Genomic DNA, 22,935 nt, shown 5'->3' with positions numbered 1-22,935 from the left:
TCCACGAGAGCCGACGGCGCTCTCGCTTTCGCAGGAAGTTGTCGAAAAGGGCGAAAGACTGTTGCGGAATTCCCGCAGTTCGTTGGTTCGCATGGACCCCGACTGCAAACTTCCGCGACAGGCTGCTTTGAAGGCAGCGGATGTTTCATGCCGCACGGTTGCCTGGGCGCCAGCGAAGCGCCGTGCGTGGGGTTGCGCAGAACCGCGAGTGCGGGCTTTTCACCTGGGGACGGGTGTGGAAGACCGGCGCTCATGATGCGCCATGCCCCCGCCACCGAGCGAAACCGCGAACCGCTCCTCGCCGTCCTGAAGGAGGTGCTGCCTTCGTCCGGCGTCCTGTTGGAGGTGGCGAGCGGCACCGGCCAGCACGCGGCCTTCTTCGCCCGGGCCTTCCCGGAGCTTGCCTGGCAACCGACGGATGGGGACCCGGACTCGCTGGCGAGCATCGATGCGTGGCGGGCCGCGGAAGGCACGCCCAACCTGCTGCCCGCGCGCCTGCTGGATGCGAGCACCGACGCGTGGCCGGTGGAGCACGCGGACGCGATGCTGTGCGTGAACATGATCCACATCGCGCCGTGGGCGGCCTGCCAGGGCCTGATGCGGGGCGCGGGACGGGTGCTGCGTCCGGGGGGACGGCTCGTCCTGTACGGGCCCTACTTCGTGGAAGGCACGGAGCCCGCGCCGAGCAACGTCGCCTTCGATGCCTCGCTCAAGGCGCGCGACCCGGCCTGGGGCGTGCGCGAGCTGGGCGCGGTCACCGCCGAGGCGCTGCGACACGGGCTGACGCGGGAGCGCGTGGTGGAGATGCCGAGCAACAACCTCACGGTCGTGTTCGTCCGGTAGGACCGCCTGCCGGGACGGCCGCCTCGCGCCGTCCCGGCGACCTGCTCGCGGCTACATGCCGGGGCAGGAGCCCTTCTCCAACTGGCGGGCCGTCTCGTTGACCTGGTCGATGAGCTGGCGCTTCTGCATCGCGTCGTCGGCGGAGTAGGTGACGGTGAGGCCGTTCGCGGTGTCCTGCACCACCGCGCGCGACGGAACCGTGGGGGCTCCGGCCGAGCCCTTGGAGCCGCCACCGCCAGTGCCGGTGTCATCCGCGCCGTCCTGCTCCTCCGTCGGGCTGATGCCCAGGTCTTCCGCCTGCGCCATGTCCATGGGTGTCTGCGAGCGCGCGTACTGGGCCTGCGCGTCCATCATCTTCCGGCCGCGCATCTGGAGGTCCGTGACCTGGGAGGGATCCGACGTGGTGAAGATGAGCGCCACGCCGTCCGACGTCTCCTGCGAGCGGACCTGGGCGCCCGGCACCGACATGGGGCAGTTCGGGTCAGCGGACGCGGACGCGGAAGTCGCCTTCGTCGATTCGGACTTGTGCATCCCCTGCTTGGAACAACCTGCCGTGAAGCACAGCGCCGCGGACGCGGCGAGGGCCAGCGAAAGTCTGGACATGGGCACGGTGAGCCTCCTCTGTCGTGAGTTCTTCGTGCGCAAGGTGGGGACGCGGCCTCCGGCTCCGCAAGCAGATGCCTTCAGGGCCACGCCTGAAGGCCCCACCCCACGGGGGGCTGCGTTCATCCCGCAGCGAACAGACGAGCGCGGCGTGGCGTGCTTCTCGGAGGGGCCGGCCTCGGACCTCAACCGCGCTTCGTCATGTCGAACAGCGCGCGGGCCTGCGGGCCGAGGAAGCCGTCGAAGCCCCCCGAGCGCTGGGCGATTTCAAAGTAAGCATAGGGCCACGCGCGCGTGCCTCCGTCCCGGAGCCGCAGGGGCAGGGGGGATGCGTGCGTGGCCGTCTGCCGCAGCGACGTGCCGGGCGCCCCTTCAATGTCCGCCTTCATGGGCACGCCCGCCTCGCGCATGCGCCGCTGCCACGCCTCCACGTCGTCCACCGCGCCGGTGAAGTGATTCACCTTGCGGCCGAACGCGAGCAGCCACGCGCCGTACTGGGTCTCCTTCTCCAATTCCAGCAGCGCGGCCTCCTCCGGCGGCGGCGGCGGCGCGAACCACGCCGCGAGCGCCTCCACGTCCTCCGGCGGCGCCGGGTCCGCGGGGAGCGCGGCGAGCAGCTCGCGGGCACGCGGTGACAGCTCCTCCGACTTCAGCTCGGAGAGGAAGACGCGCGGCAGTCCGTCCGGGTGGGCCAGGTAGATGGCGGACAGGTGCGCATCCGGGAAGGTGTACGTCCCCGCCGGACGCCAGCCCAGGCGCTCGAACACCCGCGAGAACAGGGCAATGCCTCCCTCCGGCCGCGCGAGCGTGCGGAACGCGACGTGGTCGTTGCGGAAGTGTCCTCCCGACAGCGCCACGAAGGTGCGCGCGAAGGGGACTTCGGAGGCATAGCGCTCCCACAGCAGGTCCAGCAGCCGCGAGGCATTGGAGGTGGAGGTCGTCATGCGCGCGAGTGTAGGCCGGAGGCCGCTGGTTTGGACGCCCCGCCGCCTTCCGGCCCTCAGCGCAGCTCCACGTTGAAGCCGCCGAAGGTCATGGCCGCCGTGTCGCCTCCGTCCCCCGAGTGCGTCATCGGCGCCTCCGCGAGCCCCACGGCCACCAGGGCCTCCGCGTCCGCGTCCACGCCCAGCAGGTGGAAGTGCCGGTCCCCACCTTCAGGGCCCACCCGCCGCGTGCGCACCGTCTGTCCATCGCTGGAGGCCCGTGAGAGCAGCGCCCCCGCGCCGCGTGAGATGCTCATGCCGCCGTACCACCGGTCCCACCCGGCGCCGCCCACCGCGAGCAGCCCCGCGTCCGTCCAGCGCAGCGCGGAGAAGTGGTCCGCGCGCCCCGTGTCCACCCGGTGCTCGAAGCGCAGGGCGCCCGTGTCGAGCGACACCACGCCCAGGTAGCCGTCATACGGCGTCATCCGGTCCTGCGCTCCCGGCGCGGACGGGTAGTACGCCAGCGTGCCGTCCCCGGCCTCCGTCACCACGGTGCCCGCGAGCGCCAGCTCCCCGTCGCGCACCGCCATGTCGAAGACGACGAACTCCGCCGCGCTGGCGGGGACGAAGGTGTGCGTGCCCAGCCGGGCCCCCGCGGGGGTGAACGTCGTCACGGCGAAAGGCTGGCGTTCGGTGTCCACGTTCGAGGTGACGTCTTGGCCCGTCTTGCAGTGCAGGCTCGTGAACTCGTTGAACGTGCGGCTCGCGGCCAGACAGCGGGACAGGTTCCACGTCCGTCCCACCACCAGCCGTCCGTCGCCGTCCACCCCCAGCAGTGGACGCAGCGGCGCCTCGCGCCAGCGAAACTCGTCGTAGGCCCAGGCCGCGGGCTGCGTGGAGTGGCGCCCGTCGACGACGCGCGTCCACTGCTCGCGGTAGCGGCCGTCCTCCCACTGGAGCGTCATGAGCCCTGTCGCCAGGTGCTGCGTTTCGACGGCACCCTCCGCGCGGGCCACCCGCGACAGGAAGGCCACGGCCAGGTCCTCGCCGCGTGGTTCCGTGCGAAGCCAGCCGTCGGTGAGGGCGTGGAGCCACGACGACTTCATGCGGAAGGGGGAGGGGAGCAGCTCTCCTCCCAGGTCGGATGCCGGCACCGTCGCGGGCGTGGGCAGCGGCTGCCGCGACATCACCTGCCCTCCGGTGGACAGACGCACCAGTTCGAACGCGCCCGCCTCCACGTCGGTGCGCTCGACGCCCAGCGTCGTCTCTCCGGACGGGTGGACGGTGAAGTCGCTGAAGTGCTCCCCCACGGCTTCGTCGACGCGCCAGAGCAGCGCGCCGTCCAGCGTCCGCACCGCGAGCCGACGGCGGGCGCCACCCTCCGCGTCCCGCTTCGCCTCCAGCACGGTCGTGCGTCCGGAGGACTTCCGTACCTTGAGTCCCCCGAAGTTCGCGCGCGGCTCCTGGCGGGATGACGCGCCCCCGTGCTCGAACGCGCGCGCGAGCCCCTGGCCGGGAACCCAGCAGCCCACGCCCTCGCAGGGAGGCGGCAGGTCCTCCGCCTCATGGCAGGCGGAGGTCGCCAGCCCTCCCAGGAGGCCCAGCAGGAGGCGGGTACGGCGGGAGGTCGTGGCTCGCATGGACCTCATACGGACGCAGGCGCAGGAACGGGTCGTGCGAGTCCCGGCCCACCGCTCGTCACGCTGGCGCCAATCCCTGTCGTTGCTATGAGCCCAGACGATCTCCGCTGGAGGGGAGACGGTGGTGTTTCGTGGCCGTCCACGTACAGTGGGAATCCCCACTGTCTATCGAAGTGAGCTGCTCCGAGTGCCCCCCACTCCCCCTCATCCGAGTCCTGCCGTCACCTCTCTGGGGGCCAGCGATGCGCGCTTCCGCTTCCTGGCGGAGACCATCCCGGTGCAGGTGTGGACGGCGAAGCCTGACGGCCTGCTGGACTACGTGAGCCCCCGGGCGGTCATCGAGTTCGGCGTGCCGCTGCAAACCCTGCTCTCCGAGGGCTGGCTCAACATCCTGCACCCGGAGGACCGGCCCCTGGCCATCGAGCGCTGGACGACCGCGCTGCGCACGGGCGAAGGCTACGAGGTCGAGTTCCGGCTCCGGCTGGCGGATGGGCAGTACGCCTGGTATCTGGCGCGGGCGGTGCCCGAACGGGACGCGAGCGGCCACATCCTCCAGTGGTTGGGCACCAACACGAACATCCACGAGCAGCGTGAGTCGCAGCGGCGCACCGAGGCGCTCCTCGCGGAGGTGGCGAAGCAGGCGCGGCAGACCGAGACCGCGCTGGTGCGCCTGCGCGCGGAGAAGCTCGCCGCGGAGCAGCGGGTCGCGGAGCTCGAAGCGAAGTTCTCCTCGCGATGAGCCCCCAATCCAAAGACTGGCATGGCATCGCGGTCGCGAAGCTGAACTCCGTGCTGGGGCCCGCCCGGGGGGCCCTCGTCCTGGAGGAGGCCCTGCGCGCCACGGGCCTCGTCCACATCTCCAGCGCGGATGAGCTGCACCGCTTCGCGCAGGTCCTCATCACCACCGGCGGCTTCGCGGGCGCCGTGGGGGGCCTGCTCAGCGTGCACGCCGTGATGCACGGCGCGAACGGCGACAGCGTGTCCCGGTCGGGCCCTCGCTGACACCCCTTTGAGGCGCGATGACTGGCATTGCCAGGGTAGCGGCCCCAGGCCCCCTGGCGGAGGTAGGGGACTCCGCGTCTAGGATGGGGACATGACCCGTTTCCTGTCGCGTACCGCGCTTCCGTTGCTCGCCTGTGCCCTGCTCAACTCCGCCTGTGAGTCCCCCGTGGCGTCAGGGGAATGCAAGGGCACCCACCTGGGCCAGAGCGTGAACTGGCCCATCTCCAGCAACGCCGTCCTGTCGCGCATCGACTTCATGGAGGATGGGACGCGGAGCACGGCGATTGAGCTGTCCTACACGCCGGACGGCGTCGAGGGCCTCCAGGACTTCGGCGTGGACATCAAGCTGGTGAAGGACGTCAAGATCCAGGAGGGCGGCTCGAAGACCGTGAAGCTGCTTCCCCGGGAGGACCGGCTGGACCCCGAGGAGACGTCGCTGGTGCTGAAGTGGAAGGGGAACATGGGCGATGCCGAGGGCTACCTCGCCGCGCCCGGGGTTCCGGTGGAGGGGTCGGTGACGCTGGACCGCATCGCCCTGGACCACGCTGAAGGCCACTTCGTCTATCGCTACAAGGACGGCGGTGAGCTGACGTGCACCTTCAACGTCCCGGAGTACGGGCTGACCGACATCACTGACGACGCGGATGGAGGGGGCGGGGGGGGCGGCGGCGGCAGGGACGACGATGACGACTGAGCGGTGGGGGGACCCTCGAACGTCCGCCCTTCGCAAACGCAGCCCGTCCCCGTGCGGCCCGTCGTCGCCGTGACGGGCCGCGCGTATGCTCCCGTCATGGGCGTCCATGACTACCAGTGCAGTGTCTGTGGTCCACCGACGACGTACGAGTGTGGCGAGCAGGCGGGGCAGGAGTGCGAGGAGGAGGGCATGGGCGACGACCATGCCGTGCTGGACCTGTTCTTCTTCGCCGCCGGGGACGCCCCCACGACCGCCCGTGACTTCGAACAGGCGCGGGGCCGCGCCCGTCGCACCGAGACGCGGCCGTTTGGCTACGACTGGGGCGACTGGGAGTTCGTCCCCAGCCTCAACTACCGGGACGTCCTGATGGGCGCCGGTGACGCCACCGGCATCTGGCGCATCGAGCCCTCCGTGGACGGCGCGAGCGACGGCAGCTCCGCCTCCCTGGAGATTCCGCCGGACGAGCGCGTCTGGGTGGTCAACTACTGCTCGCGCTGCCATCCGGTGTTCGTGCAAGGTGCGCCCCCCGACGGCGAGCCCTGTCTGGAGCACCTGCGCGCGGTCGCCGGGAACCTGGGCCTGGACTTCCAGCGCGTGCGAGGGAGCGCGGACAAGCCAGCCTTCATCGAAGCCGTGCGCGCGAAGGTCGCCCTCCGGCGCCCCGTGCCCTAAACGACGGAGCACGATTCCCGATCGGCCTGGAGAGTAGGCTGGCGCGAGCAACGTGAGGAAGGGGCAGGGACTCGCTCCGTTCGGCCTTGTGTGCGCAAGAACCGGAGGAAGAAGCGAGCCCTGCCTCAGGGAGGGCAACAGCTGCGCCTGTGCTGTCGTGACCGCAGGCGCCTGATGCGGTGGGGCGAGAAGACTGGCTGCCCGCTCACCCTGCGGCGGTGCCTGGCGGTGGCCAAGGTGGCCGCGGGCCAGTCGCGAGCCCAGGCAGCGCGGGAGCTGCTATGTGCCACCTCCACTGTGGTGTCCGCCGTGCTGCGCTACCAGGAGCGTGGCCGTGAGGGACTGCGGGATGGCCGGGCCTTCAACGGCCAGCGCAAGGTGGACGTGCGGTTCCGCGAAACCTTGTGCCGGGTGCTGGCGGGGACGCCGCAGCAGTCCGGCTGGCGGCGCACGACGTGGACACGCGAGTTGCTGGCGCGCGAGGTGGAGCGTCGCGGCCGGGTGCGGGTGTCGCCCGCGACGATGGGACGCGCGCTGGCCTCGGTGGGCGCACGTCGCAAGCGGCCTCGGCCCGTGGTGCGCTGCCCCTGGCCCGCGCGGCGGCGGCGTCAACGCCTGTGGCAATTGAAGTGCCGGGCCACCTATGCCCGGCCCAAGGAGCCCGTTCTCTATGAGGACGAGATGGACGTGCACCTCAACCCCAAAATCGGGCCCGATTGGATGCTGCCCGGGCAGCGGCGAGAGGTGGTGACGCCGGGCAATAACCGCAAGCAGTACGTGGCCGGAGCCCTGGATGCGCGCACTGGCAGACTGACGTGGGTGAAGGGGCAGAGTAAGACGAGTGCGCTCTTCATCGACCTGGTGCGAGCGGTGACGGCGGCCTATCCCAAGGCGAAGCGCCTGCACTTCATTCTGGACAACGCCGCCACCCACTCCAGCAAGGTGACACAGAAGGCGCTGGCGGCGCTGGACGGGCGCGTCGTGCTGCACTTCCTGCCACCGTACTGCCCCGAGGGAAACCGGATTGAGCGCGTGTGGTGGGACGTCCACGCCAACGTCACCCGCAACCATCGGTGCAAGAGCATGGAGGCCTTGATGGGCGAGGTGGGCATCTACCTGGAGGCGCGAAACGCTCAGGCGACGCCCAGCCCTGTGCTGCGCGCCGTCACCGCACGACGCGCAGCCTGAAACCCATCGAGAATCACGATCTGTCGTTTAGCGGAGGGCGGAGGCTTCGTCCGTGTACGTCCCGTTCGTGACCCAGACGGTGACCTCCGTCAGGTGCCGCGACTCCGCGAGCAGGACCTCGCGGAAGGACTGCTCCAGGTCGGACGGCCCCAGCTCCGCGGCCAGGTCGACGAGCACCGCCCAGCCGGCGTTGTTGATGAGCTCCGAGACGAGCGTCGCGCGCAGTGCCTCCAGGAGCGAGGTGCCCGGAGCATCCACGGCCTGGATGAGCGCCTGTGACTGTGAATCCGCGACGTCGCCGGAGGGTGTCCGCAGGGAGGTCGGGACTCCGAATCGCAAGAGGCCCTCGCGCACCAGGGCCTGGTGCTCCAGCTCCTGGTTGTGGAGCTCCAGGAGCCGCGCCGAAGAGGGGCCCCCCGTGTAGGTGCCCAGCGCGTGGGTCTTGAGGAGGAGGCTCGCGTAGAGCCGCGAGCTGGTCTTCTCGAAGGAGAGCCGCTCGCACAACCTGTCCACGAAGAGCGCGGTCTTGGCCCCCTTCAGGCTCTGGAGGGCTCCGCTCATGCGCTTGCGCAAGGCGGAAGGGGCCACCGCGTCCAGCGCTCCGGCGATCCGCGCGAGGGGACCCTGGAGGAACTGCACGGCGCCCCCCGCCGGGGCTGCGTGGGCCAGGTGCTCCAGCTCCTGTGCCGTGCGCAACAGGGCCGTGCGCTTCAGTCCCTGCTTCACGTCTTCATCCGGCGACATTCAGCCCTCCTCCCGGGCGCGCACCCCTGCTCGGCTTCGTGGAGCCAGGGGCATGGGGGAGGGCTCAAGCTGTGGATGGGGCGCCAGGGTGTCCATGGGACCCCGGGGCCGCCGTGCCTGGGAGCCGGGCCATGACTGTCATTGCGAGGACGGAGAGGGCATCCCCGGGGGCGGTGCGCCTTCGGGCTACTGCGTGGCGCCCAGCGACTGGCGGAGCCGCGCGATGTCGCGGGAGGGAGGCGCCCCGAACATCCGGCTGTATTCACGGCTGAACTGCGAAGGGCTCTCGTAGCCCACCGAGTGCCCGGCCATCGCCGCGTCCATCGCCTGCGCGAGCATCAGGCGGCGGGCCTCCTGGAGCCGCAGCTGCTTCTGGTACTGCAACGGGCTCATCGCCGTGACGGACTTGAAGTGGTGGTGCAGCGCGGACGGGCTCATGTGGACGGCGCGCGCCAGCCGTTCAATGCGCAGGGGGGCGGCGTAGTGCGCCTTGAGCCAGTGGATGGCGCGGGTGACAGACTCCTGGCGGCTGTCGGCCATGGCGATCTGCCGCAGCCGCGCGGAGTTCTCCGCGGACAGCAGGCGGTAGAGGATCTCCCGGATGACGAGCGGCGCCAGCACGGGGATGTCGCGCGGCGTGTCCAGGAGCCGCACGAGGCGCGCCGTCGCATCCAGCAGCGCAGGGTCCACCGGGCCCAGCGCCAGTCCCCGCCCCATGCCACGCGACGCAGGCGCTTCCAGCTGGGCCTCCATCATCAACGCGCCCAGCTGGCCGGGCTCCAGGTCCAGCCGGAAGCAGAGGTAGGGCATGGCGGGGGAGGCCTCGATGACCTGCCCCGTGACAGGCAGGTCCACCGACGCGACCAGGCACTGGTCCGGGCCATAGACATACGACTCGTCGCCCAGCAGCACCTGCTTGCGGCCCTGCGCCACGATGCACAGCGCCGGCTCATGCAGCACATGCAGCGGCGTGGTGGGCCGCGAGGCGCGGATGAGGACCAGCCGGGGAATGGCGGTGGCGTGGATGCCGTCCGTGGGCGCGTGGCGCTTGAGCAGCGTGGACAGCGCGGACAGGTGCGGGTTCAGGGGGGAGGCGGGACGTGCGGTCGTCATGCGGGGCCTGTCTTAATCCCGAAGGGGCGGGGGCGCCCGTGCAGGAATGGGCAAGAGTCCGGGAGCATCCGGATACCGCCCCCTGGACCTCTCTTGAGAGGGTGTGCATGTCGCCGGCGCGCCTTCCGCGCCGGCCCACACGCGAGGACAGGCACATGACGACGAACATCCAGGGCAAGGTGGTGGCCATCACGGGAGCGAGCAGCGGGATTGGCGAGGCGACGGCCCGCCTGCTCGCCCAGCAGGGCGCGAAGGTGGTGCTGGGGGCGCGGCGGGTGGACCGGCTGGAGGTGCTGGCCTCCGAGCTGAAGGCGAAGGGCGGCGAAGCGCGGGTGCGGGCGCTGGACGTGACGAAGCGCGAGGACGTGCAGGGCTTCGTGGACTTCACGCTGAAGGAGTTCGGGCGGCTGGACGTGCTCATCAACAACGCGGGCGTGATGCCGCTGTCGCTGCTGGAGATGCTGAAGGTGGACGAGTGGGACCGGATGATTGACGTGAACATCCGGGGCGTGCTGCACGGCATCGCGGCGGGGCTGCCGGTGATGAAGCGGCAGAAAGCGGGCCAGTTCATCAACCTGTCGTCCATTGGCGGGCACGCGGTGAGCCCGACGGCGGCCGTCTACTGCGCCACGAAGTACGCGGTGATGGCCATCTCCGAGGGCCTGCGCCAGGAGGTGGGCGCGGACATCCGCGTGACGGTGATCTCCCCGGGCGTCACGACGTCGGAGCTGGCGGAGAGCATCTCCGATCCGAACGCCCGCGAGGTGATGCGCGAGTTCCGCAAGGGCGCGATCCCGGCGGAGGCCGTCGCCCGGTCCATCGCCTACGCCATCGCCCAGCCCGCGGACGTGGACGTGAGTGAAATCATCATCCGCCCCACCGCGAGCCTGTACTGATGAACGCCAGGAGGGCCCTGGGCGACCGCGAACAGGCGCGGTCGCCCCCGGTCCTCTACATGTTGCGCCGGTACTGCCCGCCCACCTCGTACAGCGCGCGGGACAGCTGGCCCAGCGTGCACACCTTGCAGGCGTCCATCAGCGCGCCGAACACGTTGCCGTTGTCCAGTGCGGCGCGGCGCACCGCCTCCAGCGCCTGCGCGGACGTCTTCTCATTGCGCTTCCAGAAGGCGTCGCGGGCGGTGATGGCGTAGTCCTTCTCCTCCTTCGTCGCGCGGATGACCTCCGGCGGCGTCACGGTGGGAGAGCCCTTGGGGTCCAGGAAGGTGTTCACGCCGATGATGGGCAGCGTCCCGTCATGCTTCTGCATCTCGTAGTAGAGCGACTCCTCCTGAATCTTGGAGCGCTGGTACATGCGCTCCATGGCGCCCAGCACGCCGCCGCGCTCGGAGATGGCCCGGAACTCCGCCAGCACCGCCGCCTCCACCATGTCCGTCAGCTCCTCGATGATGAACGAGCCCTGGTTGGGGTTCTCGTTCTTCGACAGGCCGAACTCCTTGTTGATGACCAGCTGGATGGCCAGCGCCCGCCGCACGCTCTCCTCCGTGGGCGTGGTGATGGCCTCGTCATACGCGTTGGTATGCAAGGAATTGCAGTTGTCGTTGAGCGCCAGCAGCGCCTGCAGCGTGGTGCGGATGTCGTTGAAGGCAATCTCCTGCGCGTGCAGGGACCGGCCAGACGTCTGGATGTGATACTTCAGCTTCTGGGAGCGGTCGTTGCCGCCGTACTTGTCCCGGATGGCCTTGGCCCAGATGCGGCGGGCCACGCGCCCCAGCACCGCGTATTCGGGGTCCATGCCGTTGGAGAAGAAGAACGACAGGTTGGGCGCGAAGTCGTCGATGTGCATCCCGCGCGACAGGTAGTACTCGACGAAGGTGAAGCCGTTGGCCAGCGTGAACGCGAGCTGGGAGATGGGGTTCGCCCCGGCTTCCGCGATGTGGTAGCCGGAGATGGACACCGAGTAGAAGTTCCGCACCTTCTGGTCGATGAAGTACTGCTGGATGTCGCCCATCACCCGGAGCGCGAACTCCGTGGAGAAGATGCAGGTGTTCTGCGCCTGGTCCTCCTTGAGGATGTCCGCCTGCACGGTGCCACGCACCGCCTGGAGCGTCTGCGCGCGGATCTTCGCGTAGACCTCCGGGGGCAGCACCTCGTCGCCGGACACGCCCAGCAGCAGCAGGCCCAGCCCGTCGTTGCCCTGGGGCAGCTCGCCCTGGTAGCGCGGACGCGGCACGCCGCGCGCCTTGTAGAGCTCCTCGATGCGCTTCTCGACCTCCTCCACCTTGCCCTGCGCGCGGATCCACTTCTCGCACTGCTGATCCACGGCGGCGTTGAGGAAGAAGCCCAGCAGCATGGGCGCGGGGCCGTTGATGGTCATCGACACGGAGGTGGACGGGTCCGCCAGGTCGAAGCCGGAGTAGAGCTTCTTCGCGTCGTCCACGTTGGCGATGGACACGCCGGAGTTGCCCACCTTGCCGTAGATGTCCGGCCGGTGGTCCGGGTCCTCGCCGTACAGCGTCACCGAGTCGAACGCCGTGGACAGGCGCTTCGCCGGCAGGCCGCGCGACACGTAGTGGAAGCGCTTGTTGGTGCGCTCCGGGCCACCCTCGCCCGCGAACATGCGCGCGGGGTCCTCGCCCTCGCGCTTGAGCGGGAAGACGCCCGCGGTGAACGGGAAGGCGCCCGGCGCGTTCTCCCGCAGCAGCCAGGTGAGGATGTCGCCCCAGTCTTCATACCGGGGCAGGGAGATCTTGGGGATGCGCAGGTGGGAGAGGGACTCGGAGATGAGGTCCAGCTCGATGACCTTGTCGCGCACCTGGAACTGGTACTTGGACGCGGCGTAGCGCTTCTTCGTGGCCGGCCACTCCGCCAGCAGGCGCCGGCAGTCCGCGTGCAGGCGGCTCTCCAGGTCCTGGTACAGGGCGACCAGGTCACCCAGGTACGCGGGCTCGCCCTCCACGCGCTCCGTCACCTGCACCACGTCGGAGGCGTCCTTGGGTTCAACGATTTCCAGGCGCTTCTTGCCCACGTTGGTGCGCAGGGCCTGGATGGTGCCGTGCAACTGGTACATGCGCCGGGCGATGGCGGCCTGGGCGCGCACGAAGCCGTCGTAGGACTCGCAGGCTTCGACGATCTCCGCCAGGTAGCGGGTGCGCTCCGGGGGGATGATCCACTTCTTCTCGCTCATGCCGGGCGTGAGCGCGAAGCCGGACGGCAGCGACGCGCCCGTCTTCTTCACCAGCGCGTCGATGATGGCCCGGTAGAGCGTGTTCATGCCCGGGTCGTTGAACTGCGACGCGATGGTGCCGTGCACGGGCACCGCGTCCTCGGGCAGGGTGAAGGCGTTGTGGTTGCGCCGCCACTGCTTGCGCACGTCGCGCAGCGCGTCCAGCGAGCCGCGCTTGTCGAACTTGTTGATGGCGATGACGTCCGCGAAGTCGAGCATGTCGATCTTCTCAAGCTGCGTCGCCGCGCCGTACTCGGCCGTCATCACGTAGAGCGCCACGTCCGAGTGCTCGGTGATCTCCGTGTCCGACTGACCGATGCCGGAGGTCTCCACCACGATGAGGTCGAAGCCCGCCGCCTTGCAGACCTCGATGGAGTGGGCCACGTGCCGGGACAGCGCCAGGTTGCTCTGCCGGGTCGCCATGGAGCGCATGTAGACGCGCGGGTTGTCGATGGCGTTCATCCGGATGCGGTCGCCCAGGAGCGCGCCGCCGGACTTGCGCTTGGACGGGTCCACCGACAGCACGGCGAGCGTCTTGTCCGGGAAGTCCGCCAGGAAGCGGCGCACCAGCTCGTCCACGAGGCTGGACTTGCCGGCGCCGCCGGTGCCGGTGATGCCCAGCACGGGCACGCGCGGGTGCTCCACGCGGGCGTTCGCAAGCGCGGCTCTCAGCTCCTCGCCGGCCTCCGCGAAGTTCTCCGCGATGGTGATGAGCGACGCGATGCGCGCGGGCTCGCGCGGCAGGGGCTGCTTCAGGAGGGGCTTGAAGTCCGGGGGACGGACCTCGAAGTCGCACTGGGAGATGAGGTCGTCGATCATCCCTTGCAGGCCCATGGCCCGGCCGTCGTCCGGCGAGTAGATGCGCGTGACGCCGTACTGGTGCAGCTCCTCGATTTCAGTGGGGAGGATGGTGCCGCCGCCGCCGCCGAACACCTTGATGTTCGCGCCGCGCTCGCGCAGCAGGTCGATCATGTACTTGAAGTATTCGACGTGGCCGCCCTGGTAGGACGTGAGGGCGATGCCCTGGGCGTCCTCCTGGATGGCGCAGTCGACGATCTCCGCCACGGAGCGGTTGTGCCCCAGGTGGATGATCTCCGCGCCCGAGGACTGCATCAGGCGGCGCATCACGTTGATGGCGGCGTCGTGTCCATCGAACAGGCTGGCGGCCGTGACGATGCGGACGTGGAAGCGCGGCTTGTAGGGCTGGGGAGCGGTCGTCGGTTGGGGGTGTCGCACGGGCGTACACTAGGAGTGCGGTGAGGGCCCGGCAAGCGATTGGGACAGGCATTGCCGTCCGCACGACGCGGCCCGTCAGGCCTGCGTACGCGGAAGGAAGGCCCCCAGCACCTGCAGTGCGGCCGACGTGGGCGTCGCGCGCCCTTCGCGTACGTCCTGCTCCAGACGGGGGACGAGGGCGGCCACGTCGGGGTGCGCTCGCAGGGCCGCCCGCAGTCCGTCGTTCACCATGGCCCACATCCAGCCCACCTGCTGCTGGGTCCTGCGCTGGGCCAGCGCTCCGGACGCCTCGCGCTGGGCGACGACGGACTCCACGGAGTCCCACAGCAGGTCGATGCCGGTGCCCTCCATGGCGCTGCACGTCGTGACGACCGGCTCCGCGCCCGGGCGCATCAGGTGCAGGGCGGCGCGGTACTGGCTGCGCGCCTGGGCCGCGGCGAGCTTGTTGTCGCCGTCCGCCTTGTTGATGGCGACCATGTCCGCCACCTCCAGGATGCCGCGCTTGATGCCCTGCAGTTCGTCGCCCGCGCCCGCGAGCATCAGCACCAGGTAGAAGTCCACCAGGTCCGCGACCACGGTTTCGGACTGGCCCACGCCCACCGTCTCCACCAGCACCACGTCGAAGCCCGCGGCCTCGCAGAGCAGCAGCGTCTCCCGCGTCTTGCGCGCGACGCCGCCCAGCGTGCCGCTGGAGGGGCTGGGGCGGATGTACGCGGCGGGCTCGCGCGCCAGCCGCGACATGCGCGTCTTGTCGCCCAGGATGCTGCCGCCGGACACGCTGCTGGACGGGTCGATGGCGAGCACCGCCACCTGGTGCCCGTGTCCGACCAGGTGCATGCCCAGCGCGTCGATGAAGGTGCTCTTGCCCACGCCCGGCACGCCGCTGATGCCCACGCGCCGGCTCCTGCCGGTGGAGGGCAGGAGCCGCGTGAGGACCTCCTGCGCGAGCGCCGCGTGGCGCGGGTGTTCGCTCTCCACCAGGGTGATGGCGCGCGCGAGCACCGCCCGGTCACCCGCCCGCACGCCGTCCACGTAGGTGTCCGCGGGCAGCGACTTCACGCCTCTTCCTCCAGCGCGGCGGCCAGCTTGTCGAGCAGTTCGAGGGCCGCCTTCGCGATGACGGTGCCGGGGCCGAAGATGGCGGCGGCGCCCGCGGCCTTGAGCTGCTCGTAGTCCTGGGCGGGGATGACGCCGCCCACCACCACCATGATGTCCTCGCGGCCCAGCGCCTTCAGGGCCTGCTTGAGCTGCGGTACGAGCGTGAGGTGGCCGGCCGCCAGGGAGCTGGCGCCCACGACGTGTACGTCGTTCTCCACCGCCTGGCGCGCGGACTCCTCCGGCGTCTGGAACAGCGGCCCGATGTCCACGTCGAAGCCCAGGTCCGCGAACGCGGTGGCGATGACCTTCTGTCCCCGGTCATGGCCGTCCTGGCCCATCTTCGCGATGAGGATGCGCGGCCGGCGGCCGAAGCGCGCGAGGAAGGAGTCCGCCTTCGCCCGCGCCTCCGCGATGCCCTGCGCCCCTCCGGCCTCCGCCGAATACACCCCGGACACGCTCCTCACGGTGGCCTCGTAGCGCCCGTAGACCTTCTCGAGCGCGTCGCTGATCTCACCCACGGTGGCCTTCGCCCGCGCCGCGTCGATGGCGAGCGCCAGCAGGTTCCCTTCGTTGCGGCGGCCCGCTTCGGTGAGCGCGTCCAGGCGGCGGCGCACGTCCTCCGCGTTGCGTTCGGCGCGCAGCTCGCGCAGGCGGGCAATCTGGGACTCGCGCACGGCGGAGTTGTCCACCTTGAGGATCTCGATGCGGTCCTCGCGCTCCGGCGGGTACTTGTTCACGCCGATGATGGCCTGACGCCCGGAGTCGATGCGCGCCTGGGTGCGCGCGGCGGCCTCTTCGATGCGCAGCTTGGGCAGGCCCGCCTCGATGGCCTTGGTCATGCCGCCCAGCGCCTCCACTTCCTGGATGTGGCCCCAGGCCTTCTGGGCCAGCTCGTGGGTGAGGCGCTCCACGTAGTAGCTGCCGCCCCACGGGTCGATGACGCGCGTGGTGCCGCTCTCCAACTGGAGGTAGAGCTGGGTGTTGCGGGCGATGCGCGCGCTGAAGTCGGTGGGCAGCGCGATGGCTTCGTCCAGCGAGTTGGTGTGCAGGCTCTGGGTGTGGCCCTGCGTCGCGGCCATGGCCTCCACGCAGGTGCGCACGACGTTGTTGTAGACGTCCTGCGCGGTGAGGCTCCAGCCGGACGTCTGGCAATGGGTGCGCAGCGCCAGGCTCTTGTCGCTCTTCGGGTTGAAGCCCTTGATGAGGCGGGCCCAGAGGAGGCGGGCGGCGCGCATCTTCGCCACCTCCATGAAGAAGTTCATCCCGATGGCCCAGAAGAACGACAGGCGCGGGGCGAACGCGTCCACGCCCAGGCCGGCGGCGAGGCCCGCGCGCACGTACTCCACGCCGTCCGCCAGCGTGTAGCCCAGCTCCAGGTCCTGCGTCGCGCCGGCTTCCTGCATGTGGTAGCCGCTGATGCTGATGCTGTTGAAGCGCGGCATCTTCTCCGCCGTGTACTTGAAGATGTCCCCGATGATTCGCATCGAGGGTCCGGGCGGATAGATGTACGTGTTGCGGACCATGAACTCCTTGAGGATGTCGTTCTGGATGGTCCCGCTGAGCTGCTCGGGCTTCACGCCCTGCTCCTCGGCCGCGACCACGTAGAGCGCGAGCACGGGCAGGACGGCGCCGTTCATCGTCATCGACACGCTCATCTGGTCGAGCGGGATTCGGTCGAACAGGATGCGCATGTCCTTGATGGAGTCGATGGCCACGCCCGCCATGCCCACGTCGCCCGCGACGCGCGGATGGTCGCTGTCGTAGCCCCGGTGCGTGGCCAGGTCGAACGCGATGGACAGGCCCTTCTGGCCGGCCGCCAGGTTGCGCCGGTAGAAGGCATTGGACGCCTCCGCGGTGGAGAAGCCCGCGTACTGGCGCACCGTCCACGGCTGCTGCACGTACATGGTGGCGTAGGGGCCGCGCACGAACGGGGGCAGGCCGGGCAGCGAGCCCAGGTGCTCCACGCCCTCCAGGTCCTCGCGGCCGTAGAGCGGCTTGACGGGGATGCCCTCGGGGGTGTCCCAGCGCTCGGCGGCGCGCGTGGCTTCACTCGCGTGGGCGCGCTGCGCGTCGAGCGCGGCGGGCGCGGGCTGCGTCTCGGGGGCGTCGAAGGCGACGCGGGAGAAGTCCGGAACGGTGGGGCGCATCAGGCCACTCCCAGCTGCGCGTGCAGCGTCTTCAGGAGCTGGAACAGGTCCGCTCCTGCGTAGAGGAAGGTATCGACACCGGCCGCGCGGAAGGCGGCCTCGTGCTCACCGGGACGGCCCGCGACGGCGACCGTGCGCGCCCCCTTCGCCTTGAGGGCCGCGACGAGCGCGGGCACCTGCTCCGGGTAGAGCGAGTCCGGGCCGGAGATGACGGCGAGCGTCGTGCCCGCCTTCGCGAACAGCTCCGCGGCGGCGGCCGCGTCCGGGAAGCCCCGGTGTTCGTCGGCTTCGATGCCGCCCACGGCCAGCACGTTGGAGATCCAGGTGGAGCGCGCGGTGTGCTCCGCCACCGTGCCCAGGTTCGCCATGAAGGCGCGCGGACGGACGCCGTGCGCGGCGTGGTAGCGGTCGCTCGCGTCGCGCAGGGACTCGAAGGCCTCCGACATCCGGAAGGGGCGCGGCGGCGCGACGACGCCCTCGCCCTGCACGGGCGCGGCGGCGTGGGCCTCGCGCCGCACGGGGGCCTCGTTCAGGTGGGGGAACTCGCTGACGCCCACGATGGGCAGCTTCCGGGTGCGCACGGCCTTGTCACGGGCGGCGCGCGTCTCCGCGAGGACGCGGGCCACGTCGCCCTGCACGAGCGCCTTCGTGATGCCGCCCAGGGCCTCGATGCGCTGCAACTCCGCCCAGGCCGCGCGGGCGATGTCGCCGGTGAGCTGCTCCAGGTAGTAGCTGCCGCCCGCGGGGTCCGCGACGCGGTTGAGGCTGGACTCGTCGCGCAGGATGAGCTGCGTGTTGCGCGCGAGGCGCCGGCCCTGTTCGTCGGGCGTGCCCAGGGGCTCGTCGTAGGGGGACGTGCTCACGCTGTCCGCGCCCGCCATCACGGCGGCGAAGGACTCCGCGGTGGCGCGCAGGATGTTCACCCACGGGTCGCGCTGCGTCTTGGTGGCGCTGGCGGTGCGCGCGTGCAGCACCATGGCCTGCGACTCCGGCGGACCTCCGGAGGCGGCGACGACCTTGGACCAGAGCAGCCGCGCCGCGCGCAGCCGGGCGATCTCCGGGAAGAACTGGCCGCCCACGGACAGGGCGAACTGGAGGGAGCGCGCCGTGTCGCCGGGGGCCACACCCGCGCGCTCCAGCTCGCGCAGGTACTCCACGCCGGTGGCGATGGCCCACGCCAGCTCATGCACGGACGTGGCGCCCGCGTCCGCCCAGGCCCGCGACGACACGAGCAGCGGGCGCAGGCCCGGAGCGTCCTTCAACAGCGACGTCACCAGCGGCGCGGCCTTGGCCAGGGTCGCGGTCACGTCCACCCGCGCCGTGCCCAGGCGGGCCAGCGCGCCCACGGGGTCGATGCCCAGGCTGCCCTTCAGGGCCTGCTTCGCGACGCCGCGCTTCTGGGCGAACTGGAGGAAGAGGGAGGCGGGCGTGAGCAGGTCGGTGGTCGGCTCGAAGTGCACCGGCGTGCGGTCCAGCGGCACGTTCGCGAGCAGGCGCTCCAGCGTGGCCGCGTCCTTCACCTCCACGCCGTGCGGCGCGTCCAACACCAGCCAGACGCCCTGGGAGCCGCGCTCCAGGTCGTTGTGGAGCGCTTCGGCGGTCCGGGCCACGTCGGGGCCGGCGTACTCCTGGCACACCACCCAGCCCCCTTCGGTGTGGCCCAGGGGATGGGTGCCCCGCACGTAGGGTGCGACGCCGGGGGGCTCGGAGGGGGCGGGAGCGTCCTGGGGCGTGTAGAGCGGCTGGAGGGACAGGCCGCCTTCCAGGGGCGACTGGAGCACCGTGAAGGGCTTGCCCTTCAGGTCCTTGTCCACCAGCCGACGCCATTCCTCGACGGGAGGGGGAGGGAACTGGGTGGCGATGGGAAGAGGCTCTGACGACATGCGGCGTCCTCGCGGGAAGGGGAGCACCGTCCGACGGACCGTGCCGTTCCCTTCCCATAGGCGCAATGCCAGCCCGGGGCAATGGGATGGTGGCGGGGGGCGCCATGTAGTCACCAGGCCCCCCCAAGCGAAGCCACCGCCCATGCGTGACGGCGCGGCCCGGGTGCGGCTGCACACCGTGGGCCCCTCGCGTCCGGCGTCAGGCCCGCCGGGGTCAACGCCAGACGCTGGCGTGGGCCCGAGCGAAGGACTCGAAGTCGCGCGGCGGCCTTCCCGTGATGCGTTGCACGGTGTCCGTCACGCGGTCCTCGGCCCCCTCGCGGATGAGCGCGTCCAGCCCCACGAGCAGGCGCGCGTAGGTCTCCGGCATGCCCGCGTCCTGCATGTGTCTTCGCGCCTCCTCCGGGCCCAGGTGCACGTGCTGGACGGGCCGGCCCGCCACCTTCGAGATGACCGCCGCGAGGTCGTCGTAGCTCAGGGCCCGCGGCCCGGTGATGACGTGCGCGGTGTCATGCGAGGCCTCATCCGCGAGCGCGCGGACGCCCACCGCCGCGATGTCCGCCGCGTCCACGAACCCCACGCGTCCCTCGCCCGTGGCGGACCTCAGCGTGCCGTCGCGCCGGAGGCTCGCCCCGTGGTGGTGGCGCGGGTCGGTGAAGTTCTGCATGAACCACGAGGGCTGCAGCACGCTCCACTCCGGAGCGCGTTCGCGCAGCAGGCGGTGCACCTGCCCCATTCCCGGGGCTCCCTCCGGGATGGCGGAGGCGCTGAGCACGACCACGCGCCGCACGCTCCGCGCCAACGCGCGTTCGATGAAGGGGCACATGAGGACGGAGGGGTCCTCCACCAGCCCGGGGGCCAGCAGGTACATCCGGTCCACCCCCTCCAGCGCCGCGTCGTGCGTCGTGGGGTCCGCCCAGTCGAAGCGCACATGTTCGGCGGACGCGAGCGGGGGCGTGGTGCTCCGCGTGGCGGTCCGCACCCGGAACCCTTCCGCGACCAGCCCCTGCGCGAGGGGACGGCCCGTGTTGCCAGCGGCGCCGATGACGAGGATGCGCGGCTTCATGCCTGCTCCTTCACGAAGGACGACGGGACGGCCATGGGGTTCCAGTACTCGGCGTAGCGCACGATGCGTCCCTCGCGCAGGTGCAGCCGCATCACGTAGTCCTGTTCGTAGTGCACGTGGCCCGGCAGCAGGGTCGCCGTGCCGTGGACCTCCATCCAGGCGACGTCCGGGTCCGTGGTCGGGTAGCGCCGGAGGTCCGTGAAGGCGAGCCCCTGGAACCGCTGCGTGATGGGCACGAAGTAGCCCCGGATGGCCTCGATGCCCTCCAGGCGCGAGGACGCGCCGAGCGAGGGGGCGTAGGGGAATTCAACGACGGCGTCGTCGGCGAACAGGCTCAGCCAGCGTTCGACATCCGTGCCGATGAGCGCGAGGTGCGCGTCCATCACGCGGGCCAGGTCGGGGGAAGGGGCTGCGGTGCGGTCCATGGGAGGCTCCATCGAGAGGTGATGGACCTAGAATGGGGCTGGCGTTATGGACGCTCAATGTCACTGCGTCCAAAAGAACTGTCCAGGAGTCCAATGCCCGTGGACGAAAAGACCGACGTCGTCTCCGACGTGCTGGAGACCCTGCGCTTCAAGACGCTGCTCTTCGGCCGCGTCGACCTGGGCGCGCCATGGGCGCTGCGCATGCCGCGCAAGGCGAACGCCTCGTTCTACGTGGTGGCGCGGGGCAGCCTGCGCCTCCAGGTGGAGGGCACGGCGAAGCCGGTGTTCATGTCCGCGGGCGACGTGGTGCTGCTGCCGCGTGCGCCCGCCCACGTGCTGGACGATGGCACCCGGAAGGCGCCAGCGGTCCGCGACTTCATCTCCAACGAGCAGCTCCGGGCTTCCGCGGGCGTGCCCCTCCGGCTGGGCGGGCCCGGCGCGGGCACCACGCTGATCACCGGCTGCTTCCAACTGGGGGCGGGCGCCACGCATCCGCTGCTGCGCGCCTTCCCCTCCGTCATCCACCTGTCCACGCAGGAGCCCGGCAGGGCGCCCTGGCTCGCGGCCACGGTGCAGCTCATCTCCGCGGAGACCGCCGCGCCGGGACCGGGGAGCGCGCTCGTGCTCGGACGGCTGGCGGACGTGCTGCTGGTGCACGCGCTGCGCGCCCAGGCCGTGCTCGCGAAGCCGGGCGAGGCGGGCTGGAAGGCCCTGGCGGATCCGGCCATTGGAAACGCGCTGTCCCTCATGCACGAGCGGCCCGGCGACCCCTGGACGGTGGAGCGACTGGCGGCGGCCGTGGGCCTGTCTCGCTCCGGGTTCGCCGCGCGCTTCCACGCGCTGGTGGGCGAGACACCGCTGCAATACCTGTCCAACTGGCGGATGACCCGCTCCGCGCGCTGGCTGCACGAATCCGATGACAGCCTGGACGCCATCGCCGAGCGCGCGGGCTACGAGAGCGCGCCCGCGTTCAGCAAGGCCTTCAAGCGCCGCTGGGGCGTGGGACCCGGCGCGTATCGGCGGACGCCCACGCTCCGTGAAAAACGTCAGGGATTGATTGACATGTAGAATCTCAAAACGTGGCCAACAACGGCGGCAACACCTTCGTTGCGGAGTTCCCCAACGCCGCGGCGGTCTTCAAGAACTCCTACGCGGGCATCACGCAGCCGCCCCCGACGTCGCAGCCCACCACGACGAAGGCGACGGTGAGCCCGACGAGGGTGGCGCGCGGCCAGACGTTCAACGTGACGGGCTCCGTCACGCCGTCCTCCGCGCGCACGGTGGTGGTGAAGTATGAGATTCGCAATGCGGGCAACTCAGCGCTGGTGACGGACCGCGCGTGCACGGCGCAGGTCATCACCGCGGGCCAGACGCGCTCCTACATGTCCGCGTTCGTCATCCCCACGTCGCTGGGCGCGGGCACCTACCGCGTGGACACGCTGGTCTACACGGCGGACTGGTCCCAGACGTTGCTGTACCGCAACGACACGACGTTCACCGCGAACTGAGCAGGTGGTGATTCACGGGCCGCTGGAGGACTCGACCTCCGGCGGCCCCGTGGAATGTCCTGCCCATGGCGAGCCCCCTGGATGACATGGTATGAAAGGTTCGTATGCCGTGTGCTTGCGGTCACTGGCATGGGAGTGGTGTCTGCGTTGGGGTTGGACGTGGAAAGCAGCTGCGTCGCCAGCAGTGGGGGCATCCTGCGCATTGCGCCTGTGGACGAGGTGTCAGTCCATGACGAGGAGGCCCATCAAAACGAGCCCGCGCGTGGACACACGATTCCCATGGTGTCCGAAGGTTTCACCGGGCTCGGTCGGCTTACCGGTTGTATGCGAAGTGAATTGGCGCAACAGGAGATGGAAATGTCCTCGGTCCCCCAAGGGGCGAACAAGTATTTCCTGCTGGTGAGTGAGGTGTTGGATGGACACTGCGCCATCTTCAAGATGCCAGACGGCATGCCCGACATCCACAAGCCCGGCCTTGGCGTGCGCATGGGTGATGCCTATCCGTCTGGGTTGCGCTTCCAGAGGGCCAAGGAGGAGAAGGGGTTGAAGATCGCTGACGTCATTCCCAATGCACTCGGGTACCTCATGGTTTCCGCGAGAATGAAAGCGCTCCTTGAGCGCCATGCGGGTGCCGACATCGAATTTCTTCGCTTCACGCTCCTCAATCACCGTGGGCGCGTCGCCAGTGAAGACTGCTATATCGCGAATGTTATTGGGGCCCAGGATTGTGTGGACATGGCTCGCAGCGAAGGAGATGCGAGTGAGTTCAATCCCCGTCGCCTCGTGTTCGTAAGGCGCCTTGCCCTGGACGAGAACAAAATCACTCCCGGAGCCAGGCTCTTCCGCACGGCCACGGTCCCATCGATTCCCGTCGTGCGAGGGGACCTCAAGGACCTCTTCGAGCAGGAGGGGATCATTGAGCCTCCCCGGGTTTTGTGGACACCCGAGATGAGGTGACCGAAGGATG

21 protein-coding genes are annotated in these 22,935 nt (G+C 70.2%); 10 read left to right on the top strand and 11 right to left on the bottom strand.

What is annotated here, in order from left to right:
• Positions 1-252: 252 nt before the first annotated feature.
• The gene (locus tag OV207_RS27690) at positions 253-843 is read left to right on the top strand and encodes a DUF938 domain-containing protein (protein ID WP_267558058.1); all 591 of its coding nucleotides are present in this window, start codon (positions 253-255) and stop codon (positions 841-843) included.
• A gap of 51 nt (positions 844-894) precedes the next feature.
• Here OV207_RS27690 and OV207_RS27685 read toward each other — a convergent pair whose 3' ends face one another.
• The 3 genes from OV207_RS27685 to OV207_RS27675 form a co-directional block, all read right to left on the bottom strand.
• The gene (locus OV207_RS27685) at positions 895-1,446 is read right to left on the bottom strand and encodes a hypothetical protein (protein ID WP_267558057.1); all 552 of its coding nucleotides are present in this window, start codon (positions 1,444-1,446) and stop codon (positions 895-897) included.
• 185 nt (positions 1,447-1,631) lie between these two features.
• Positions 1,632-2,390 carry a DUF1338 domain-containing protein gene (locus OV207_RS27680; protein ID WP_267558056.1) on the bottom strand — a complete coding sequence of 253 codons (759 nt, stop codon included), beginning with the start codon at positions 2,388-2,390 and terminating at the stop codon, positions 1,632-1,634.
• Positions 2,391-2,446: 56 nt separating this feature from the next.
• The gene (locus OV207_RS27675) at positions 2,447-4,009 is read right to left on the bottom strand and encodes a hypothetical protein (protein ID WP_267558055.1); all 1,563 of its coding nucleotides are present in this window, start codon (positions 4,007-4,009) and stop codon (positions 2,447-2,449) included.
• A gap of 187 nt (positions 4,010-4,196) precedes the next feature.
• On the opposite strand from OV207_RS27675, the gene OV207_RS27670 reads away from it, so the two are divergent.
• The 5 genes from OV207_RS27670 (at position 4,197) to OV207_RS27650 (ending at position 7,565) form a co-directional block, all read left to right on the top strand.
• Positions 4,197-4,748 carry a PAS domain-containing protein gene (locus tag OV207_RS27670; RefSeq protein ID WP_267558054.1) on the top strand — a complete coding sequence of 184 codons (552 nt, stop codon included), beginning with the start codon at positions 4,197-4,199 and terminating at the stop codon, positions 4,746-4,748.
• On the top strand, positions 4,745-5,011 hold the full coding sequence (locus OV207_RS27665) for a hypothetical protein (RefSeq protein ID WP_267558053.1): 267 nt from the start codon (positions 4,745-4,747) through the stop codon (positions 5,009-5,011). Before OV207_RS27670 ends, OV207_RS27665 begins: the two co-directional genes overlap by 4 nt.
• 91 nt (positions 5,012-5,102) lie before the next feature.
• Positions 5,103-5,705 (top strand): hypothetical protein, encoded by a 603-nt coding sequence (locus tag OV207_RS27660; protein WP_267558052.1) that lies wholly within the window; start codon positions 5,103-5,105, stop codon positions 5,703-5,705.
• A gap of 51 nt (positions 5,706-5,756) precedes the next feature.
• Positions 5,757-6,377, top strand: coding sequence for a hypothetical protein (locus tag OV207_RS27655; protein ID WP_267558051.1), 621 nt, complete (start codon positions 5,757-5,759; stop codon positions 6,375-6,377).
• A gap of 174 nt (positions 6,378-6,551) precedes the next feature.
• Entirely contained in the window at positions 6,552-7,565 is a 1,014-nt protein-coding gene (locus OV207_RS27650; RefSeq protein WP_267558050.1) for an IS630 family transposase, read from the top strand.
• 27 nt (positions 7,566-7,592) lie between these two features.
• On the opposite strand, the gene OV207_RS27645 is transcribed toward OV207_RS27650, so the two are convergent.
• Entirely contained in the window at positions 7,593-8,309 is a 717-nt protein-coding gene (locus OV207_RS27645; protein WP_267558049.1) for a hypothetical protein, read from the bottom strand.
• Positions 8,310-8,495: 186 nt separating this feature from the next.
• On the bottom strand, positions 8,496-9,422 hold the full coding sequence (locus tag OV207_RS27640; RefSeq protein ID WP_267558048.1) for an AraC family transcriptional regulator: 927 nt from the start codon (positions 9,420-9,422) through the stop codon (positions 8,496-8,498).
• Between the two features lie 155 nt (positions 9,423-9,577).
• On the opposite strand from OV207_RS27640, the gene OV207_RS27635 reads away from it, so the two are divergent.
• Entirely contained in the window at positions 9,578-10,318 is a 741-nt protein-coding gene (locus tag OV207_RS27635) for an SDR family oxidoreductase (RefSeq protein ID WP_193428869.1), read from the top strand.
• Between the two features lie 55 nt (positions 10,319-10,373).
• Here OV207_RS27635 and OV207_RS27630 read toward each other — a convergent pair whose 3' ends face one another.
• The 6 genes from OV207_RS27630 to OV207_RS27605 form a co-directional block, all read right to left on the bottom strand.
• Positions 10,374-13,841, bottom strand: a complete 3,468-nt coding sequence (locus OV207_RS27630; protein ID WP_267558047.1) for a methylmalonyl-CoA mutase family protein — start codon at positions 13,839-13,841, stop codon at positions 10,374-10,376.
• 75 nt (positions 13,842-13,916) lie between these two features.
• Positions 13,917-14,900 (bottom strand): methylmalonyl Co-A mutase-associated GTPase MeaB, encoded by a 984-nt coding sequence (meaB, locus tag OV207_RS27625; protein ID WP_267558046.1) that lies wholly within the window; start codon positions 14,898-14,900, stop codon positions 13,917-13,919.
• Complete coding sequence (gene scpA / locus OV207_RS27620; RefSeq protein WP_267558045.1) at positions 14,897-17,086, bottom strand: methylmalonyl-CoA mutase; 2,190 nt, start codon at positions 17,084-17,086, stop codon at positions 14,897-14,899. Before scpA ends, meaB begins: the two co-directional genes overlap by 4 nt.
• Positions 17,086-18,969, bottom strand: a complete 1,884-nt coding sequence (locus OV207_RS27615; RefSeq protein WP_267558044.1) for a methylmalonyl-CoA mutase family protein — start codon at positions 18,967-18,969, stop codon at positions 17,086-17,088. Before OV207_RS27615 ends, scpA begins: the two co-directional genes overlap by 1 nt.
• Before the next feature lie 214 nt (positions 18,970-19,183).
• Positions 19,184-20,035, bottom strand: coding sequence for an NmrA family NAD(P)-binding protein (locus OV207_RS27610; protein ID WP_267558043.1), 852 nt, complete (start codon positions 20,033-20,035; stop codon positions 19,184-19,186).
• Positions 20,032-20,460 (bottom strand): nuclear transport factor 2 family protein, encoded by a 429-nt coding sequence (locus OV207_RS27605; RefSeq protein WP_267558042.1) that lies wholly within the window; start codon positions 20,458-20,460, stop codon positions 20,032-20,034. Before OV207_RS27605 ends, OV207_RS27610 begins: the two co-directional genes overlap by 4 nt.
• Before the next feature lie 93 nt (positions 20,461-20,553).
• Between OV207_RS27605 and OV207_RS27600 the strand changes: the two genes are divergently transcribed.
• The 3 genes from OV207_RS27600 (at position 20,554) to OV207_RS27590 (ending at position 22,925) form a co-directional block, all read left to right on the top strand.
• The gene (locus tag OV207_RS27600; RefSeq protein WP_267558041.1) at positions 20,554-21,528 is read left to right on the top strand and encodes an AraC family transcriptional regulator; all 975 of its coding nucleotides are present in this window, start codon (positions 20,554-20,556) and stop codon (positions 21,526-21,528) included.
• Between the two features lie 11 nt (positions 21,529-21,539).
• Positions 21,540-21,968, top strand: a complete 429-nt coding sequence (locus OV207_RS27595; RefSeq protein WP_267558040.1) for a hypothetical protein — start codon at positions 21,540-21,542, stop codon at positions 21,966-21,968.
• A gap of 159 nt (positions 21,969-22,127) precedes the next feature.
• Positions 22,128-22,925: an imm11 family protein gene (locus tag OV207_RS27590; protein WP_267558039.1), complete on the top strand. Its 798-nt coding sequence runs from the start codon at positions 22,128-22,130 to the stop codon at positions 22,923-22,925.
• Positions 22,926-22,935: the final 10 nt, after the last annotated feature.

The sequence above is a fragment of the Corallococcus sp. BB11-1 genome (genome assembly GCF_026626625.1).
GTDB lineage: Bacteria > Myxococcota > Myxococcia > Myxococcales > Myxococcaceae > Corallococcus > Corallococcus soli.
Note: the sequence above shows the minus strand (reverse complement) of the source record. Positions and strands in the feature narration are given on the sequence as shown.